This window comes from Mesorhizobium sp. B3-1-6 (assembly GCF_006439555.1).
Lineage (GTDB): Bacteria > Pseudomonadota > Alphaproteobacteria > Rhizobiales > Rhizobiaceae > Mesorhizobium.
The window spans coordinates 50632-68031 of sequence record NZ_VFTM01000021.1; the positions used below are offsets into that span (position 1 = coordinate 50632).

Annotated in this window: 19 protein-coding genes; 9 read left to right on the plus strand and 10 right to left on the minus strand. The window is 65.9% G+C overall.

Translation table 11 applies throughout. The features are described from left to right. Nucleotides 1-9: 9 nt before the first annotated feature. From FJ414_RS19235 to FJ414_RS19250, 3 genes are all read right to left on the minus strand, one after another. Nucleotides 10-387 (minus strand): DUF1850 domain-containing protein, encoded by a 378-nt coding sequence (locus FJ414_RS19235; protein ID WP_140645928.1) that lies wholly within the window; start codon nt 385-387, stop codon nt 10-12. Further along, nucleotides 384-2510, minus strand: a complete 2127-nt coding sequence (locus FJ414_RS19240; RefSeq protein ID WP_140645929.1) for a TRAP transporter permease — start codon at nt 2508-2510, stop codon at nt 384-386. Before FJ414_RS19240 ends, FJ414_RS19235 begins: the two co-directional genes overlap by 4 nt. Before the next feature lie 232 nt (nt 2511-2742). Further along, nucleotides 2743-3702, minus strand: coding sequence for a TAXI family TRAP transporter solute-binding subunit (locus FJ414_RS19250; RefSeq protein WP_140645931.1), 960 nt, complete (start codon nt 3700-3702; stop codon nt 2743-2745). Nucleotides 3703-4010: 308 nt separating this feature from the next. Between FJ414_RS19250 and FJ414_RS19255 the strand changes: the two genes are divergently transcribed. Beyond that, complete coding sequence (locus tag FJ414_RS19255; protein ID WP_140645932.1) at nt 4011-4379, plus strand: YciI family protein; 369 nt, start codon at nt 4011-4013, stop codon at nt 4377-4379. An 11-nt stretch (nt 4380-4390) separates the two neighbouring features. Next, nucleotides 4391-5638: an RNA polymerase sigma factor gene (locus FJ414_RS19260; RefSeq protein WP_140645933.1), complete on the plus strand. Its 1248-nt coding sequence runs from the start codon at nt 4391-4393 to the stop codon at nt 5636-5638. A gap of 217 nt (nt 5639-5855) precedes the next feature. On the opposite strand, the gene cysK is transcribed toward FJ414_RS19260, so the two are convergent. From cysK to hrcA, 5 genes are all read right to left on the minus strand, one after another. After that, nucleotides 5856-6836 carry a cysteine synthase A gene (gene cysK, locus FJ414_RS19270; protein ID WP_140645934.1) on the minus strand — a complete coding sequence of 327 codons (981 nt, stop codon included), beginning with the start codon at nt 6834-6836 and terminating at the stop codon, nt 5856-5858. A gap of 189 nt (nt 6837-7025) precedes the next feature. Continuing rightward, on the minus strand, nt 7026-7643 hold the full coding sequence (locus tag FJ414_RS19275; protein ID WP_140645935.1) for a LysE family translocator: 618 nt from the start codon (nt 7641-7643) through the stop codon (nt 7026-7028). Between the two features lie 245 nt (nt 7644-7888). Further along, nucleotides 7889-9229 carry a sorbosone dehydrogenase family protein gene (locus FJ414_RS19280; RefSeq protein WP_140645936.1) on the minus strand — a complete coding sequence of 447 codons (1341 nt, stop codon included), beginning with the start codon at nt 9227-9229 and terminating at the stop codon, nt 7889-7891. Between the two features lie 117 nt (nt 9230-9346). After that, nucleotides 9347-9544, minus strand: coding sequence for a hypothetical protein (locus tag FJ414_RS19285; RefSeq protein ID WP_140645937.1), 198 nt, complete (start codon nt 9542-9544; stop codon nt 9347-9349). A 71-nt stretch (nt 9545-9615) separates the two neighbouring features. Continuing rightward, entirely contained in the window at nt 9616-10698 is a 1083-nt protein-coding gene (gene hrcA, locus FJ414_RS19290; protein WP_140645938.1) for a heat-inducible transcriptional repressor HrcA, read from the minus strand. Nucleotides 10699-10895: 197 nt separating this feature from the next. Between hrcA and rph the strand changes: the two genes are divergently transcribed. From rph to FJ414_RS19320, 5 genes are all read left to right on the plus strand, one after another. Continuing rightward, complete coding sequence (rph, locus tag FJ414_RS19295) at nt 10896-11612, plus strand: ribonuclease PH (protein ID WP_140645939.1); 717 nt, start codon at nt 10896-10898, stop codon at nt 11610-11612. A 193-nt stretch (nt 11613-11805) separates the two neighbouring features. Next, on the plus strand, nt 11806-12216 hold the full coding sequence (locus tag FJ414_RS19305; protein WP_140645941.1) for a VOC family protein: 411 nt from the start codon (nt 11806-11808) through the stop codon (nt 12214-12216). After that, nucleotides 12216-12923 (plus strand): RdgB/HAM1 family non-canonical purine NTP pyrophosphatase, encoded by a 708-nt coding sequence (rdgB, locus tag FJ414_RS19310; RefSeq protein ID WP_140645942.1) that lies wholly within the window; start codon nt 12216-12218, stop codon nt 12921-12923. The genes FJ414_RS19305 and rdgB overlap by 1 nt, the downstream gene beginning before the upstream one ends. Beyond that, the gene (hemW, locus tag FJ414_RS19315) at nt 12920-14092 is read left to right on the plus strand and encodes a radical SAM family heme chaperone HemW (protein WP_140645943.1); all 1173 of its coding nucleotides are present in this window, start codon (nt 12920-12922) and stop codon (nt 14090-14092) included. Before rdgB ends, hemW begins: the two co-directional genes overlap by 4 nt. 4 nt (nt 14093-14096) lie before the next feature. After that, on the plus strand, nt 14097-14417 hold the full coding sequence (locus FJ414_RS19320) for a low molecular weight protein tyrosine phosphatase family protein (RefSeq protein WP_140645944.1): 321 nt from the start codon (nt 14097-14099) through the stop codon (nt 14415-14417). Nucleotides 14418-14638: 221 nt separating this feature from the next. Here FJ414_RS19320 and FJ414_RS19325 read toward each other — a convergent pair whose 3' ends face one another. Then, entirely contained in the window at nt 14639-14827 is a 189-nt protein-coding gene (locus FJ414_RS19325) for a hypothetical protein (protein ID WP_095767932.1), read from the minus strand. Nucleotides 14828-15042: 215 nt separating this feature from the next. Here FJ414_RS19325 and rsmI point away from each other — a divergent pair, with 215 nt between their 5' ends. Then, nucleotides 15043-15939, plus strand: coding sequence for a 16S rRNA (cytidine(1402)-2'-O)-methyltransferase (rsmI, locus tag FJ414_RS19330; RefSeq protein ID WP_181181656.1), 897 nt, complete (start codon nt 15043-15045; stop codon nt 15937-15939). Beyond that, nucleotides 15932-16309 carry a YraN family protein gene (locus FJ414_RS19335; protein ID WP_181181657.1) on the plus strand — a complete coding sequence of 126 codons (378 nt, stop codon included), beginning with the start codon at nt 15932-15934 and terminating at the stop codon, nt 16307-16309. The genes rsmI and FJ414_RS19335 overlap by 8 nt, the downstream gene beginning before the upstream one ends. Nucleotides 16310-16565: 256 nt before the next feature. On the opposite strand, the gene FJ414_RS19340 is transcribed toward FJ414_RS19335, so the two are convergent. Beyond that, nucleotides 16566-17372 (minus strand): undecaprenyl-diphosphate phosphatase, encoded by an 807-nt coding sequence (locus FJ414_RS19340; protein WP_140645946.1) that lies wholly within the window; start codon nt 17370-17372, stop codon nt 16566-16568. Nucleotides 17373-17400 lie beyond the last annotated feature (28 nt).

The following is a 17400-nucleotide window of genomic DNA, read 5'->3' on the forward strand; positions in this document are numbered from 1 at the left end:
GATCGTGCGCTACCGTGGCTGGCTCGAGCCGTCGCACGGTTCGAGCACGGTGGGTTCGCCGGCCGTCTCGCCCAGTTCCCGGCAGCCGGCGGCCGTGCACAGCGTCCAGCCTTCCCCGGTGACGCCGGACGCCGCGAGCGCCAGGCGCGGCTGGGGTCCGATCCGCGGCGCATAGACCCACCAGCCGCTCCGCAGCACCGAGCCCTCCGGGGGCTCCATGCCGGCGCCGGAGCCCTTGACCCGCGCCTGCACCACCTGCAGCCCGGCCGGCGACACTTTCCAATCCTCCTGCCAGCGCGTCCGTTCCACCGAATGCGTCCAGGACAGCGTGAAGGCGGCGACGGCGAGCGTCACCGTCTTGCCGGCGGCGAGGACACACAGGCTCATGGAGTGTCGGCGGCGGACAGCCGGCGGGCGCGCCAGCAGTGCCAGCCGATCCACGCCAGCGCCAGCATCCAGCCGGTCTCGTCGGTGAGCGGCAATGCGGCCACCAGGAGCAAGCCGGCGCAGAACGCGACGAGACGCTCCCACCAAGCCATGCGGCGGGCGAGGAAGCCGACGGCGGCGGCGCCCCAGAGCACGATGCCCATGCAGGCCTTGGCGACGATGTAGGCGACCTCGACGGGATAGCCGAACGAAGCCGCGATCGGGCCCGCGTCCTGCAGCATCAGCGCCGGCGTGTAGACCGCCATGAACGGCACGACGAAGCCGGCAATGGCGAGCTTGGTCGCCTGGATGCCGATCTTGAGGCCGCTTTCCTTGGCCATGGGTGCTGCGGCAAAGGCAGCGAGCGCCACCGGCGGGGTGAGATCCGCCATGATGCCGAAATAGAAGACGAACATGTGGCTGACCACCAGCGGCACGCCGAGCGACAGCAGTGCCGGGCCGGCGAGCGAGGAGGTGATGATGTAATTGGGGATGGTCGGAATGCCCATGCCGAGAACCAGGCAGGTGAGCATGGTCAACACCAGCGACAGGAACAGATTGTTCTCGCCGATGGAGATGATCCAGCCGATGAAGGTGGAAGCGATGCCAGTGAGCGTCAGCGTGCCGATGACGATGCCGACGATGGCGCAGGCGATGCCGACGGGCAGGGCGTTCTTCGCTCCTTCGGCAAGCGAGTCGACGCAGATGCGCAGCGTCTCGCGCCCGCCTCTGAAGGCGAAGCAGGCGATGACGAGCGCCGCGATGACGAGGCTCAGCACATTGACGCCGAAGCGCATGAAAGACGCCGCGGCCAGCCCGAGCGCCAGCCAGAAGACGAAGCGGAAGGCGAGCGGCCCGATCAAGGCAGCCAGCGGCGTGCCGAGGATGAGCACGATGGTGAGCGCCAGGCCCATCGTGCCGGCGAAGATCGGCGTGTAGCCGGCAAACAGCAGATAGACCAGCACGGCGAGCGGCAGCACCAGCGGCCAGTGCTTCCTGACCGCTTCCCACGGATTGGGCAATTCCGCCTTGGCCATGCCGTGCAGGCCGGCCTTGCCGGCCTCCAGATGCACCTGCCAGAAGCAGGCGCCGAAATAGAGCAGCGCCGGGATGACCGCCGCCTTGACCACCTCGGCGTAAGGGATGTTCAGCGTCTCGGCCATGATGAAGGCGACGGCTCCCATCACCGGCGGCATGATCTGGCCGCCCATCGAGGAGGTCGCCTCGACCGCGCCGGCAAAGGCGGAGCGGAAGCCGAAGCGCTTCATCAGCGGGATGGTGAACTGGCCGCTGGCGACGACATTGGCGACGCCCGAACCGGAGATGGTGCCCATCAGCGCGGAGGACAGCACGCAGACCTGGGCCGGGCCGCCGCGCCACGAGCCGACGAGGCCGAGCGCGAAGTCGTTGAACAGCGCGATCATGCCGGCCCGTTCGAGGAAGGCGGCAAAGACGACGAAGATGAAAATGTAGGCGGCCGAGACATAGACCGGCGTGCCGTATATGCCTTCGGTGCCATAGGCGAAGGTGTCGACCAGCTGCGCGAAATCATAGCCGCGATGGATGAAGGGCGGCGGCAGGTGATTGCCGACGAAGCAATAGGCGAGGAAGATGAAGGCGATGACGGCCAGCGGCAGGCCCATCAGCCTCCTGGCGGCTTCGAAGACGAGCACCACAAGCAACGTGCCGACGATCAGGTCCGGCGTGGTGAGGAAGCCGGAGCGGCGGATGAGGTCGGCGTAGAAGACCCAGTTGTAGAGGCCGGTGCCGAAGCCGAGCAGGCCGAGAACCCAGAAGCCCGCCTTCGCCGCGGCGCTCCTGGCGCGCAGGTTGGCGATCAGGCCGAAACCGAGCAGCAGCAGGAAGCCGATATGCATGGCCCGCACCACCTGGCTGGGCAAGCTGCCATAGGCGGCGATGTAGATCTGGAAGACGGAAAAAGCGACCGCGATGGCGAAAGCCGCCTTGCCGGCGAGGCCTTCGCCGAAGCCAGGCGGCAGGCCTTCGACCTGTTCCTCGGCGACGGCAAGATGGAAAGTGGGCGGGTTGCCGTCGCTTGTTGTTGCGGACTTCGCTTCGCTCATTGGGTGCAGTCCAGGATGAACAAATGGCAGCGCGAGGCACCCCCCTCTGCCCTGCCGGGCATCTCCCCCGCAAGGGGGGAGATCGGCAGCTTCGGCGCCAGCGCTCCACCTGCGACGTTGGCGATTGGCGAAAGCCGCGATGACAGCCAATCTCCCCCCTTGCGGGGGAGATGGCCGGTAGGCCAGAGGGGGGTGCCTGGCGAAGACATCTCAGCTAGTCGCGCCACTCCTCCTACTTCAGCAGCCCTTTTTCCCTGTAGTATTTCTCCGCGCCGGGATGCAGCGCCACGGGCATGCCGTCCAGCGCCTTGGCCGGATCGATCGCCTTGGCGGCGGCATGCGCGGCAGCCAGCTGGTCGAGATGCTCGAACAGCAGCTTGGTCATCTGGTAGGCGGTCTCGTCGGAGACGTCGGCGCGGGTAATGAGGAAATTGCCGACCGCGGCGGTCGCGACATCTTCCGTCTGGCCCTCATAGGTGCCTTTCGGGATAACCACGGAAAGATAGGGCGCCCCGATCTTGGCGACGTCCTCGGCCGGCACGGCGACGACGTTGATGGGAAGCGAGGCCGCGAGATCGCGGATGGAGGCGACGCCGAGGCCGGCCGACTGCAAGGTGGCGTCGAGCTGGCGGTTCTTGATCAGCTCGACCGACTCGGCGAAGGGCAGATATTCGACCCGCCCGAGATCCTCGTATTTGAGACCGGCGGCGGCGAAGATGGCGCGCGCGTTGAGCTCGGTGCCGGAGGCAGGCGCGCCGACCGACAGGCTCTTGCCCTTGAGGTCGGCGAGCGTCTTGATGCCGGATTCCTGGCTGGCGACGATCTGGATGTAATTGGGATAGATCGCGGCAATGCCGCGCAGCTTGTCGAGCTTGCCCGGGAAGCCGGCCTCCGTGTTGCCCTCGGCGGCCATCTTGACGGAATCGCCGAGCGCAAAGGCGATCTCGCCCTTGCCCTGCTGCAGCAGGTTGAGGTTCTCGACCGAAGCCTTTGTCGCCTGAACCTGGGTGCGCGCGCCCTCTATGCCCTTGCCGTAAATCTCCGACAGGGCAACCCCTAGCGGATAGTAGACGCCCGACGTTCCGCCGGTGAGCACATTGATGAATTCCTGTGCCCCGGCCGTCGCGACACCGAGACCAAGCGACAGCGCCAACGCGCCGGCGGCAACAAATTTCGTCCTGAAATCGAGCATATGGTTTCCTCCTCCTGAAACGGCCGCGTCGCCTCCCCGGCGCGAAGCTCGTGAGTTTAAACGGGAGGAGCCAAATGCCAACCCGCAATTGCAGACCTTTCTGCTTGACCATGATCTTTTCCAAAAACCGGAATCCACTTTTCGGGATCATGGCCTGGACGAACGGTTGAGTGGCGGCGAAAAGCGCCGGCTTGCGCTCGCTTGCTTTGGGAACGAAAGATTTTCGAGGCGCCTGTCGAAATCGGCCGCGGCCGCACGACATAGGTCGGCACGCGACGATGCGGCCTTCAACAAAACGGGAGAAGACCATGCGATACATGCTTTTGATCTACAATGACGAAACCGTGATGGCGAATGCGCCAAAAGAGCAGACCCAGCAGACCCTCGCCGCCTACGGCGCCTATACCGAGGCGCTGAAGAAATCCGGCGCTTATATCGCCGGCGAGCGGCTGCGCCCGACCCAGGCGGCCACCGCGGTGCGGCTGGCCGGCGGCAAGACCAACGTGCTCGACGGCCCCTATGCCGACACCAAGGAGCAGTTGGCGGGTTTCTACATGATCGAGGCGGCCGACATCGACACGGCCATCGAGTGGGGCGCGCGTTGTCCCGCGTCCAGCAGCGGCACGGTCGAGGTGCGGCCGATCTGGGAAATGGCCGAGTACATAGCCGCCGCATAGCGAACCCTGTGATGGATGATCGCTCGGAGATCGCGCGGGCGGCGGCCGAGGCGGCCGCCCGGCGCAGCTACGGCAAGCTGGTGGCCTGGCTCGCGGCCCGCACGCGCGACGTCGCCGGCGCCGAGGACGCGCTGGCCGACGCCTTCGCGGCCGCGCTCGAACGCTGGCCGCGAACCGGCGTCCCGGCGGAGCCGGAAGCCTGGCTGCTCGCGGTGGCGCGCCGGCGCGACGTGGACGCGGTGCGGCGGCGGCTGACCGGCGAGGCGGCCCGCGATCATCTGCAGCTGATGGCCGAGGAAATGGAGGCGCGCATGCGCGGCGAGGAGCTGCCCGACGACCGGCTGCGGCTGATGTTTGCCTGCGCCCATCCGGCGATCGAATCGAGCGTGCGCGCGCCGCTGATCCTGCAGGCGATCCTCGGTTTCGACGCCGCGACGATCGCCTCGGCCTTCCTGGTTTCGCCGGCGACGATGGGACAGCGGCTGGTGCGGGCCAAGGCGCGCATCCGCGAAACCGGGATTCCGTTCCGTGTGCCGGAGCAGGCGGAGCTGGGCGAGCGGCTGGGCGCCGTGCTGGAGGCGATCTACGCCACTTTCGCCGAAGGCTGGTCGGACCCGACCGGCACCGACAGCCGGCGGCGCAACCTCGCCACCGAAGGCATCTGGCTTGGACGGCTGGTCGCCTCGCTGATGCCGGACGAGCCGGAGGCGCTCGGGCTGCTGGCGCTGATGCTGTTCGCCGAGGCGCGCCGCTCGGCGAGGCGCGGCCCGCAAGGCGATTTCGTGCCTTTGGCCGAGCAGGATATGGCGCTCTGGGACGACGGCCTGATCGATGAGGCGGAAGCCTTGCTGGTGCGCGCCGCGCAAAGGAGCATCATCGGTCGCTACCAGCTCGAGGCCGCCGTGCAGTCCGCTCATACGGCGCGGCGGCGCGGCGGCGGCACGGACTGGACGGCGATCCGCCAGCTTTACGAAGCGCTGCAGGCCGTGGCCGGCTCGCCGGTGGTGGCGATCAACCGCGCGGTGGCGATCGCCGAAACCGAGGGTGCAACGGCTGGATTGGCGGCGCTTTACGTGCTTGGCGAGGACAAGCGGCTGCAGGACTACCAGCCCTATTGGGCCGCCCGCGCCGGGTTGTTGGCCAGGCTCGGCAACATCAAGCAGGCGGCCCAGTCCTACGACCGGGCGATCGGCCTCGAGCGCGACCCGGCGCTGCGGCGTTTCCTGCAGGGCGAGAAGGCGAAGCTTGTTGGGGGTTAGGCAATCTGTTGAGGCCGGAGGGACAGCGCCCCCCTCTGTCCTGCCGGACATCTCCCCCACGAGGGGGGAGATTGGCCGCCACGCCGGCTTTCGCCAATCTCCGGCGTTGTAAAATCGAACCAGGCGCCGAAGCTGCTAATCTCCCCCCATGTGGGGGAGATGCCCGGCAGGGCAGAGGGGGGCGCGAAGGATCTCGGCGCTGGGGCTTTTGCGCGCCCTAAGCCCCCAGCCCGTCGAACAGGATGGTCGAGAGATAGCGCTCGGCGAAGGAGGGGATGACGACGACGAGGTTCTTGCCCTTGTTCTCCGGCCGAGAGCCGACGACGATGGCCGCCTGGAGTGCTGCGCCCGACGAGATGCCGACCGGCACGCCTTCGAGGCGGGCGACGAGACGCGCATTGGCGACCGAATCCTCGTTCGAAACCCTGACGACCTCGTCATAGATCGAGGTGTCGAGGATTTTCGGGGCGAAGCCGGCGCCGATGCCCTGGATCTTGTGCGGACCGGGCTGGCCGCCCGACAGCACCGGCGAGGCCTCCGGCTCGACCGCCACGACCTGCAGCGAAGGCTTGCGCTTCTTCAGCACCTGGCCGACACCGGTGATGGTGCCGCCGGTGCCGATGGCGGAAACGAAAATGTCGACTTCGCCATTGGTGTCGTTCCAGATTTCCTCGGCCGTGGTGCGGCGGTGGATTTCAGGATTGGCCGGATTCTCGAATTGCTGCGGGATGATGGCGTTGGGCAGTGTGGCCGCGAGCTCGTCGGCCTTGGCGATGGCGCCCTTCATGCCTTTCGGGCCTTCGGTCAGCACCAGCTCCGCGCCGAGCAGCGCCAGCATCTTGCGGCGCTCGACCGACATGGTCTCCGGCATGGTGAGGATCAGCTTGTAGCCCTTGGCCGCGGCGGCGAAGGCGAGCGCGATGCCGGTGTTGCCGGAGGTCGGCTCGATCAGCGTGGTCTTGCCGGGCGCGATCTTGCCGGCCTCCTCCAGCGCCTCGATCATGGCGACGCCAATGCGGTCCTTGACCGAAGCGATCGGGTTGAAGAATTCGAGCTTGGCCATGAGATTGGCGACGATGCCCTTCTCCCTGGCGAACTTGTCCAGCCTGACCAGTGGCGTGTCGCCAATCGTCTCCGTGATCGAATTGAAGACGCGGCCGCGGCCGGGCACGCGCGCGGAGGTGACGGGCTTGTTCATTGGTTCGCTCCCAAGGCAATGGCATAGGCAAAAACAGAATAGGGCTTTCAGACGCGCAAGATAGGCCGGCGACCGAAAATATCCGAGTGGGGCGGTTGCTCAAAAGCACCCACGACCGGAAAAGCATTTTCCGCCGCGGCGGGTTTCAGGAATGGTTTGGCTGAATCCGGGACGGGTTGAGATTGGAGCCTACTGCCTCGCCGCGATAGCCGCGGCCGCGCCCATCATGAAACCGGCGGCGGTGCGGTTCAGAACCTTCAGCGCGCGCGGCGATTTCAGGAACCAGCGCGCCTTGGCGGCCAACGCCAGGTAAGGCACCAGCACCACAAACAGCACCGCCACGGTGAGCATCGCAAGGATGGCGTAGTCGGCGAGCGTGATCGTTTTCAGGTCGACGATGGTCGGCGTGATGGCGAGATAGAAGATCATCGTCTTGGGATTGCCGAGCGTCACCGTCAGCCCGGCGATGAAGCTCGACACGAGACCGCCCTTGGCCTTCCGCGCCTCGACGGTCTCGGGCGTGATGCCGCTGGTCCAGAAGCGCCAGGCGAGGAAGGCAAGATAGGCGACGCCGGCCCATTTGATGGCGAGGAAGACCATGCCGAAGGTCTGGGCGACGAAAGCAAGCCCGAGCACCACGGCGGTGAGATAGGTGAGGTCGCCGAGCATCAGGCCGAACGACATGGCGAGCGACGAACGGAAGCCGGAGCCGAGCGCGCGGGCGACAAGCGCCGTGACGCCCGGGCCGGGAATGGCGGCGGCGACGCCGAGGGCGGCGCTGTAAGCGAGGAATCCGGTGAGTGTCATGGTTCTGGCCTGGCGTATAGTCCTGCGGGGACCGCTGTCGAGAGCCGGGCTTTTATCATGATGCCAGTTCGACGGTAATTCCCTCACAATGAGATTCGTTGCGCCAGTTCGACCGGGAGCTGGTTCCTTTGTGGGACACCGCATGCCTTGGAGATTGGCCGAAACGATCAGTCCTGTCGTCATTCCAGGGCGGAGCAAGGAGCGGAGCGACGCGCGCAGACCCTAGAATGCCGAGGTTGGGGGAGCTACCCGCCATGCGTAATGCGCCAGATCGTGCCGTTGCCGTCCTCGGTGAGGATCAGCGCGCCGTCCCTGGCCACGGCGACGCCGACCGGCCGGCCCCAGACCGCGTCGTCGGAAATGACGAAGCCGGTGGCGAAATCCTCGTATTCGCCGGTCGGCTTGCCGTCCTTGAATCTCAGCCGCACCACCTTGTAGCCGGTGCGGACATTGCGGTTCCACGAGCCGTGCAACGCGACGAAGGCATCGCCCTTGTAGTCAGCCGGGAAATTGCCGCCGTCGTAGAAGGCGATGTTGAGCGGCGCCGAATGCGCCTGCATCAGCACATCCGGAACCGTGACCTTGCCGGCGAGGTCGGGGCGCGCGCCCTTGTGGCGCGGGTCCTCGTTGTCACCGATGTAATACCAGGGCCAGCCGTAGAAGGCGCCGTCCTTCACGGCGGTCGCGTATTCGAAGGGGATGTTGTCGCCAAGCTCGTCGCTCTCGTTGACGACGCACCAGAGCGCGCCCGTCGCCGGCTGCACGGTCATGCCGGAGCAGTTGCGCAGGCCGGTGGCGACGGTCCTGCGGTTGTTGCCGTCGGGATCGAAGGCCAGCACGTCGGCGCGGCCCTGTTCCGGACCCCAGGCCTCGCCCAGCGGCTGCGATTTCGCCCACGCCTCGACACCGCCCTTCGGCTTTGCGCCCATGTCCTCGGCGATGTTGGAGCCCGAGCCGACCGACAGATAGAGCGTCTTGCCGTCGGGCGAGAAGGCGATGTCGCGCGTCCAGTGATGGCTGGCGGGGATCTTTGCGACGATGGTCTCCGGCTTGCCGGACGCCTCGAGGTCGCCGTCGCGATAGGCAAAGCGGACGACGCTGTTGCTGTTGGCGACATAGACCCATTGCGGCTTGTCGCCCGGCGGATAGAAGGCGATGCCGTAGGGCCGGGTCAGGCCCTTGGCGAAGACCGATTTTTGCGCGGGCTTCGCGCCGCCTTCCGCAAGGCGATAGACGCGGATCTGGTTCGCCCGGCTGTCGGCGACGAAGAGGTCGCCGTTCGGCGCCACGCGCACGACGCGCGGACTGTCGATACCGGAAGCGACCAGCTCGGCGGAGAAGCCGGGCGGAAGTTTTGGCTTGGCACCTTCGGGGCGATCGGTGACGCCGCCGCCGTTCGAGGCGGACTCCGTCACATCGGGTTTCGGCAAATCCTCAGGTTTCAGCAGCCGGCGCACGCCCGGGCGGTCGGCCTTCCAATCGCCGAAGGCCTTTTCACCGCTGAGCAGGGCTTGATCGGCCTGCTGCGCAAAGGCGCCGGTGGCAAAGACCAGCGCGAGGCCCGCAAGGCCGGCGATCCGCATCATGGCTGTCCTCCGTCGTCTGCCAGCGCGCCTCAATCGATCAGGCGCCCAGAGCAAGGACATATTGGGCAAACGATCGAAAAGAGAAGCTTGCGCACGCGGATTTGACGGGCCTCGGGCTCAGGCCTCTTCGGCATCCAGATCGTCGTCGAGGCGCTTTTCCAACTCGACGAGGTCAGCCGGCAAGGGCATACCCATTGCGCGCAACTCCCGCAATTTCTCGCGCAGCTGCTCCTGGATCTCGTGCTCGTCCCCGGGCTGGTTCACCATCTCCTCAAGCAGCAGGCTGATCTGGGCCTTGAGCGATTCCAGCGCCATGTTTTTCTCCTTTGCGCCCTCGGGTGTGTCGAGATTCAGGTCAGGCCGACATCACCTGTATACCGATACACCTAGCGCAGCATTCGTGAAATCAGCTGCGCGGTGTAATCGACCATCGGCACGATGCGGGCGTAGTTCAGGCGGGTCGGGCCGATGACGCCAAGCGCGCCGATAACGCGGGCGTCCTTGTCGCGATAGGGCGCAACGACCAGCGACGAGCCGGACAGCGAAAACAGCTTGTTCTCCGAGCCGATGAAGATGCGCACGCCAGGTCCTTCCTCGGCGAGGTCGAGCAGCTGCAGCAGCCCGTCCTGCGTCTCCAGATCCTCGAACAGATGACGCAGGAGCTCGAGATCGGCCTGGGCGGTGACGTTTTCGAGGAGGTTGGCGCGGCCGCGCACGATGAGGCGCGCCGGCAGGCCGCTTTCGGCGCCGGCCCAGACCGCCAGCCCCTTCTCGACCAGATCCTGCGACAGCGTGTCGAGCGCCGTTCTGGTCTCGTCCTTGATGCGGGCGATCTCGACGCGCGCCTCGGCAAGCGTGCGGCCCCTGATATGGGCGTTGAGGAAGTTCGAGGCCTCGTGCAGCTGCGAGACGGTGATGCCAGCCGGCAGGTCGACAACGCGGTTCTCGACATCGCCGTTCTGCGACACCAGCACGGCAAGCGCCTTGGTGGGCTCGAGCTGGATGAATTCGATGTGCTTCAGCGCCACCTCGTTCTTGGAGGCGAGCACGAGGCCGGCGCCACGCGACATGCCGGACAGCATCTGGCTGGCCTCGGTCAGCATATGCTCCAGCGTCGCGCCAGAGCCGGAGGCGCGCACCTGCGCCTCGATGACGCGGCGCTCGTCGTCGGAAAGGTCGCCGAGCTCCATGAAGGCGTCGACGAAAAAGCGCAGGCCGGTCTGGGTCGGCAGCCGCCCGGCGGAAATATGCGGCGCATAGATCAGCCCCAGATGCTCGAGATCGCTCATCACGTTGCGGATGGTGGCGGGCGACAGCGAGGAGGGCAGGATGCGCGACAGGCTGCGCGAGCCGACCGGCTCGCCGTCGCGCAGGTAGGAATCGACAATCCGCCGGAAGATATCGCGCGAGCGCATGTCGAGTGATTGAAGTACCGGCGACTGCGACGTCGGATCGACTGGTTTGTTCATTCCGGCGAGAAACCTCCTTCCGAAAGATATAGACTTAAGCCACAGCGGCGCAACCCGGTGCCGCGTTTGCGGTCACGGCGCCGCGTTTGCGGTCGCCCGGCCCGTTTTCCTGCGCGGCGTCCTTTTCCTTTGCGACTTGCCCCGCATGCGTCTACAAGCCGGCCACGATTCCGCAAAACGACAAGAAAGAAGGCCGAATGCGCCCCTCCAAACGCCAAGCCGACGAAATGCGCGCCATCTCCTTCGAGCGTGGCGTCTCCAAGCATGCCGAAGGCTCATGCCTGGTGAAATTCGGCGACACGCATGTCTTGTGCACCGCGAGCCTGGAGGAAAAAGTGCCGTCCTGGATGCGCAATTCCGGCAAGGGCTGGGTGACGGCCGAATATGGCATGCTGCCGCGCTCGACCGGCGAGCGCATGCGGCGCGAGGCCTCCGCCGGCAAGCAGGGCGGCCGCACGCTGGAGATCCAGCGGCTGATCGGCCGTTCGCTGCGCGCCGTGGTCGACCTGCAGGCGCTGGGCGAGCAGCAGATCACCGTCGACTGCGACGTCATCCAGGCCGACGGCGGCACGCGCACCGCCTCGATCACCGGCGGCTGGGTGGCGCTCTATGATTGCCTGCGCTGGATGGAAGCGCGCCAGATGGTGAGCGTTTCCAAGGTGCTGAAGGACCATGTCGCGGCGATTTCCTGCGGCATCCATGACGGCCAGCCGGTCATCGATCTCGATTACCTCGAGGATTCCTCGGCCGGCACCGACGCCAATTTCGTCATGACGGGCAAGGGCGGCATCGTCGAGATCCAGGGTACGGCGGAAGGCGAGCCCTTTTCCGAGGAGCAGTTCGCGGCGCTGATGGGGCTGGCGAAGAAGGGGATCCAGCGGTTGGTGAGCTTGCAGCAGATGGCGGTGGCCTGACGTTGAATGCGATGAGGTCGGCGATCCTTCACACCCCCCTCTGGCCTGCCGGCCATCTCCCCCGCAAGGGGGGAGATCAGGTGTTGTCTCGGCCTTCGCCAATCTCCAGCGCTGAAAGGTTTGCGGCGGCGCCGAAGCTGCTGATCTCCCCCCTTGCGGGGGAGATGGCCGGCAGGCCAGAGGGAGGTGCCTCGTGACTCCCTCGGCGATCTTGGAATCAGCGCTTTACGTCACAGACTTGCACGCCGCCGAAGCCTTCTACCGCGACATCATCGGCCTCGAAGCGTTGGGCAAGGTCGATGGGCGCCACGTCTTTTTCCGCTGCGGCAACGGCGTATTGCTTCTCTTCAACGCGAAGGCGACGAAAATCCCACCGGCGTCCGACGCCGGGCTGAAGGTGCCGCCGCACGGCACGGCCGGCGAGGGCCACCTCTGCTTCGCCGCGACCGCCGATGAGATCGCCGCATGGCGCAGGCATCTCGCGGCCAGGAACATCGCTATCGAAAGCGATTTCGAGTGGCCGCAGGGCGGGCATTCGATCTATATCCGCGACCCGTCGGGCAATTCGATCGAGTTCGCCGAGCCAAGGATCTGGGGTTTTTGATGCATTCCCTGAATGGACAGAAGATCGTCGTCGCCAGCCACAATGAAGGCAAGCTGCGCGAATTCGCCGACCTGATGGCGCCGTTCGGCTTCGAGGCGAAATCGGCCAAGGAATACGGCCTGCCCGAGCCGGACGAGACCGGCACCACCTTCGAGGAGAACGCCTATATCAAGGCATACGCAGCCGCCAAGGCCACCGGCCTGCCGGCGCTGTCGGACGATTCAGGCCTGTGCGTCGACGCGCTCGACGGCGCGCCCGGCGTCTATACCGCCAACTGGGCCGAGAAGCCCGATGGCAGCAGGGATTTCGGCATGGCCATGCAAAAGACGGAAACGGCGCTGCAGGAAGTCGGCGCGACCGAGCCCGTCCAGCGCACCGGCCGCTTCGTCGCCGTCATCTGCCTGGCATTTCCGGACGGCGAAGCAGAATATTATCGCGGCGAAGCGGAAGGCACGCTGGTGTGGCCGCCGCGCGGCACGCTCGGCTTCGGCTACGATCCGGTGTTCCTGCCCAACGGTTTCGACAAGACTTTCGGCGAGATGAGCGCGGAAGAAAAGCATGGCTGGAAGCCCGGCCAGGCCACGGCGCTTTCGCACCGCGCCCGCGCCTTCCAGAAATTCGCGCAAGCACGCCTGGATCTGGCACGCCTGGATCTGGCACGCCTGGATTTGGCACGCCTGGATCTGGCGCGACCAGGATCGGCATGAGCGCGGTCACCATACCGCTCGACCGCAGCCCCGGCTTCGGCGTCTACATCCACTGGCCGTTCTGCGCGGCCAAGTGCCCTTATTGCGACTTCAACAGCCATGTCCGCCACCAGCCGGTCGACCAGGAGCGTTTTGCCCGCGCCTTCGAGACGGAGCTTGCGACCATGCGCGACCGCACCGGACCGCGCGAGGTGACCAGCATCTTCCTCGGCGGCGGCACGCCGTCGCTGATGAAGCCGGAAACCGTCGCGGCGGTGCTGGAGGCGGTGGCCAGGAACTGGACGGTGCCAGCCGGCATCGAGGTGACGCTGGAGGCCAACCCGTCCTCGGTCGAGGCCGAGCGTTTCCGCGGCTACCGCGCCGCCGGTGTCAACCGCGTCTCGCTCGGCGTGCAGGCGCTGAACGACAAGGATCTGCGCTTCCTCGGCCGGCTGCACAATGTCGAGGAGGCGCTGCACGCCATCGGCTTGGCGCGCGAGATCTTTCCGCGTCTGTCCTTCGACCTGATCTACGCGCGGCCCGGCCAGACGCCGGAGGCGTGGGAGGCGGAGCTGGAGCAGGCGATCGGCTATGCCGTCGATCATCTTTCGCTCTATCAGCTGACCATCGAGGAGGGCACGCCCTTCCACGCGCTTTACGCGGCGCGGAAATTCACGCTGCCCGACAACGATCACGCCGCCGACCTCTACGCGCTGACGCAGGAGGTGACGGCGGCGCATGGCCTGCCGGCCTACGAGATTTCCAACCACGCCCAACCCGGCGCCGAGAGCCGGCATAACCTCACCTACTGGCGCTACGGCGAATATGTCGGCGTCGGGCCGGGCGCGCATGGCCGCTTCGTCGAGAACGGCCGCCGCACGGTGACGATAGCGGAAAGAATGCCGGAGACCTGGGCCAATCTGGTCGAGGCCAGAGGGCACGGCGTCACCGGCGGCGAGATTTTGACGCGTTCCGAAGAGGCGGACGAGTTCCTGCTGATGGGCCTAAGGCTCGCCGAAGGCATCGACCTGCAGCGATACGAGGCGCTCGCCGGGCGCGGTCTTTCGAGCGCGCGGCTCTCGGTGCTGCAGGAGGAGGGACTGGTGGCGCCGGTCGGCAACGCTCGCCTGCGCGCCACGACCGCCGGCATGATCGTGCTGGATGCGGTGGTGGCGGATCTGGCACGGTAGCTTCTTGAAGAAAATCCTCTTCGTCTGCAGCCAGAATCGGCTGCGCAGCCCGACTGCCGAGCAGGTGTTTTCCAAACGCCGCGACATCGAGGTCGAATCGGCCGGCACCAATCACGACACCGACAATCCGTTGACGCATGAGCTGGTCGCCTGGGCGGACATCATCTTCGTCATGGAAAAGGCACATCGCGCCAAGCTGCAGAAGAGATTCCGGTCGAGCCTGAAGGGCGCCAGGGTGATCTGCCTCGACATTCCGGACGATTATGAATTCATGGACCCGCAACTGGTACGGCTGCTCGAAGTGAGGGCCGGCAGATATCTCTGAGATGTGGCGCTCCGCGTGGCGTTCGTCATTCTCGGGCTTGACCCGAGAATCCATTCCGTGACCTTTATCGCAGCGCGCAAGGGTGCAGAATTCTGAACCCGCTGCAACGCCTCGATGTAACGGAATGGATTCCAGGGTCTGCGCGCGTCGCTTCGCTCCTTGCTTCGCCCTGGAATGACGAAGTGGGGCCGCTCGCGGCCAATGACGATGGACGCGACGCCTTAAGCGTCGTGCTTCTGGCGGTGCTTGCCGCGGTGCTTCTCGCCATGCGCCTCGCCGTGACGGACAGGCTTCTGGTCGGCCTTGTCGCGGCGCGCGCCGGACTCGGCGGCGATGGGGTGTGGAGGGATGCCCTCGCGGGCGGTCTTGCTTTCAAGTCGGCTGATAAAAATATCGAAGCGATTGGGCATCGTTCGGTCCTGCCTCCTCCCGGGGGAATCAGGGGTTAAATTCGCCGATGTGGGTTTCGTTCCGCACTGTGGCAAAGGCAAGGCGATTTCGTTGCGTCGACCTCACGTTTTGCAACGGGGCGTCAGCCATGCCAAACAGACTTGGTTCTTTCGCAATTCCGGACGGAAAACCGCGACGCACTTTTCCTGGAATTGCTCGGAATGAGGGGCATTCGGTGACCGGCGACAAACGCAGCTATCTGATCGGGCAAAGCGAGATCGCGGCGCGGCCGCTTCAGCCTGCGCTCTATCTGGTGGCGACGCCGATCGGCAACCTGGCCGACATCACGCTGCGCGCGCTGGAGACGCTGGCCAGCGCCGACATCGTCGCCTGCGAGGACACGCGCGTCTCGCGCGTGCTGCTCGAACGCTACGGCATACGCCGCCGCACCACCGCCTATCACGAGCACAATGCCGCCGAGGCCGGGCCAAAGCTGATCGAGGCGCTGGCGGCCGGGCAGAGTGTGGCGCTGATCTCCGACGCCGGCACGCCGCTGGTCTCCGATCCGGGCTACCGGCTGGTCGGCGAAGCGCTGGAACAAGGTATTCGTGTGGTGCCGATCCCCGGGCCTTCGGCGGCGCTCGCGGCCCTGACCGCTTCCGGCCTGCCGTCCGACGCCTTCCTGTTCGCCGGGTTCCTGCCGGTGAAGACCGGGCAGCGGCTGACCAAGCTCGAAACGTTCAAGGCGGTGCCGGCGACGCTGATCTTCTTCGAATCGCCGCGCCGGCTGGCGGAGACGCTTGGCGCCATGGTGGAGGCGCTCGGCGGCGACCGCAAAGCCGCCATCGGCCGCGAGCTGACCAAAACGTTCGAGGAGATGCGCACCGGCACGCTTGCCGGGCTGGCCGACCATTATGCCGCAGCCGACACGCCGAAGGGCGAGATCGTCGTCTGCGTCGGCCCGCCGGAGGCGGCGGTGGATCAGCCGGCCGACATCGACCGGCTCCTGCTCTCGCTTGCCGCCGAAATGCCGGCCTCGAAGGCCGCGGCCGAAGCGGCGAAAATGACCGGCGGGCAGAAGCAGGCGCTCTACCGGCGGCTGCTGGAACTCCGGGAAGGCGATGGTGGCTGAGCGCACGGCCGGTCATCGCCGAAAAGCCTATCGGCGCGGGCATCGCGGCGAATGGCTGGCGGCGCTGGCGCTGATGCTGAAAGGCTACCGCATCCTTGCCCGCCGCCACCGCACCAGGCTCGGCGAGATCGACCTGATCGCCAGGCGCGGCGACCTCGTGCTGTTCGTCGAGGTCAAGGCGCGCCGCACGCTGATCGAGGCGATGGAAGCAATCGGCCATGAATCGGAGCGGCGGATCGAGGGCGCTGCCGATCTTTGGCTGTCGCGCCAACCGGATTACGGAAAGCTTTCGATGCGTTTCGACATGGTGGCGGTGCTGCCCTGGCGCTGGCCGGTGCATGTCGAGAACGCGTTTTATGGGAGGAATTGATCCCCTTCGTTCGTCATCCTAGGGTGGAGCAGTCGCGAAGCGACGTCGCGGAAACCCTAGGATCCATGCCGTGACCTAGACGCGCTGCCACCGTGCAGAATCTGGATCAAAGAGCGTCGCGTCTAACGAAAGCTGTTCGCGACCGCCGCGTTCTACGGTCCGCGTCACGGCATGGATCCTCGGGTCTGCGCGCGTCGCTTCGCTCCTTGCTCCGCCCGTGGATGACGAAGGCGTTTGGTGCGCCGCCTTAGTGTAATCATCCCCAGACCATCAGGGCCACCAGGCCGAGCCCGCCCACCACAAGCCGCCACCAGCCGAACAGCGAATAGCCGTTGCGCGAGACGTAGTCGAGCAGGAAGCGCACCACGATCAGCGCGGTGACGAAGGCGGCGATGAAGCCGACGGCGATGATCGGCAGGTCGGCCGAGGTCAGCACATTGCGGTTCTTGAAAAGGTCGAAGGCGAAGGCGCCGACCATGGTGGGCATGGCGAGGAAGAAGGAGAATTCGGCCGCCGCCCGCTTGTCGACGCCCATCAGCAGCGCGCCGACGATGGTCGAGCCGGAGCGCGAGGTGCCGGGGATCAGCGACAGGCACTGGAACAGGCCGATCTTCAGATAAAGGCTGGTCGGAAAGAGCTCGACGTCGTGATGGACCGGCTTGAAGTTGATGCGGTCGACGACGAGCAGCACGACGCCGCCGATGATCAGCATGATGCAGATCAGCTGCGGCGATTCGAACAATATGGTCTTGATGAAATCATGCGCCAGCGCGCCGATGACCGCCGCCGGCAGGAAGGCGATCAGGATGCCGATGACGAAATGCCGGGTCTGCGGATCGCTGGGCAGTTTGATCAGCATCTGCCAGAGCTTGCTGAAATAGACGCTGAGGATCGCCAGGATCGCGCCGAGCTGGATCAGGATCTCGAAGGCCTTGCCGGTGGAATGGAAGCCGAGGAAATGGCCGGCAAGCAGGATGTGGCCGGTCGACGACACCGGAATGAACTCGGTCAGGCCCTCCAAAAGCCCGAGCAGCAGCGCTTCGACGATGGTCTGGCTTTCCATGGCAACCTCTGATCTCGGATGACGGCTA

What these genes read in the sequence shown, in the direction of transcription:
- rph (WP_140645939.1), top strand. Translation starts at nt 10,896, where the DNA reads ATGCGCCCCTCCAAACGCCAAGCCGACGAAATGCGCGCCATCTCCTTC.
- FJ414_RS19340 (WP_140645946.1), bottom strand. Translation starts at nt 17,372, where the DNA reads ATGGAAAGCCAGACCATCGTCGAAGCGCTGCTGCTCGGGCTTTTGGAG.
- FJ414_RS19280 (WP_140645936.1), bottom strand. Translation starts at nt 9,229, where the DNA reads ATGATGCGGATCGCCGGCCTTGCGGGCCTCGCGCTGGTCTTTGCCACC.
- FJ414_RS19240 (WP_140645929.1), bottom strand. Translation starts at nt 2,510, where the DNA reads ATGAGCGAAGCGAAGTCCGCAACAACAAGCGACGGCAACCCGCCCACT.
- rdgB (WP_140645942.1), top strand. Translation starts at nt 12,216, where the DNA reads ATGCATTCCCTGAATGGACAGAAGATCGTCGTCGCCAGCCACAATGAA.
- FJ414_RS19235 (WP_140645928.1), bottom strand. Translation starts at nt 387, where the DNA reads ATGAGCCTGTGTGTCCTCGCCGCCGGCAAGACGGTGACGCTCGCCGTC.
- FJ414_RS19260 (WP_140645933.1), top strand. Translation starts at nt 4,391, where the DNA reads ATGGATGATCGCTCGGAGATCGCGCGGGCGGCGGCCGAGGCGGCCGCC.
- hrcA (WP_140645938.1), bottom strand. Translation starts at nt 10,698, where the DNA reads ATGAACAAACCAGTCGATCCGACGTCGCAGTCGCCGGTACTTCAATCA.
- hemW (WP_140645943.1), top strand. Translation starts at nt 12,920, where the DNA reads ATGAGCGCGGTCACCATACCGCTCGACCGCAGCCCCGGCTTCGGCGTC.
- FJ414_RS19255 (WP_140645932.1), top strand. Translation starts at nt 4,011, where the DNA reads ATGCGATACATGCTTTTGATCTACAATGACGAAACCGTGATGGCGAAT.
- FJ414_RS19285 (WP_140645937.1), bottom strand. Translation starts at nt 9,544, where the DNA reads ATGGCGCTGGAATCGCTCAAGGCCCAGATCAGCCTGCTGCTTGAGGAG.
- FJ414_RS19250 (WP_140645931.1), bottom strand. Translation starts at nt 3,702, where the DNA reads ATGCTCGATTTCAGGACGAAATTTGTTGCCGCCGGCGCGTTGGCGCTG.
- FJ414_RS19325 (WP_095767932.1), bottom strand. Translation starts at nt 14,827, where the DNA reads ATGCCCAATCGCTTCGATATTTTTATCAGCCGACTTGAAAGCAAGACC.
- FJ414_RS19275 (WP_140645935.1), bottom strand. Translation starts at nt 7,643, where the DNA reads ATGACACTCACCGGATTCCTCGCTTACAGCGCCGCCCTCGGCGTCGCC.
- cysK (WP_140645934.1), bottom strand. Translation starts at nt 6,836, where the DNA reads ATGAACAAGCCCGTCACCTCCGCGCGCGTGCCCGGCCGCGGCCGCGTC.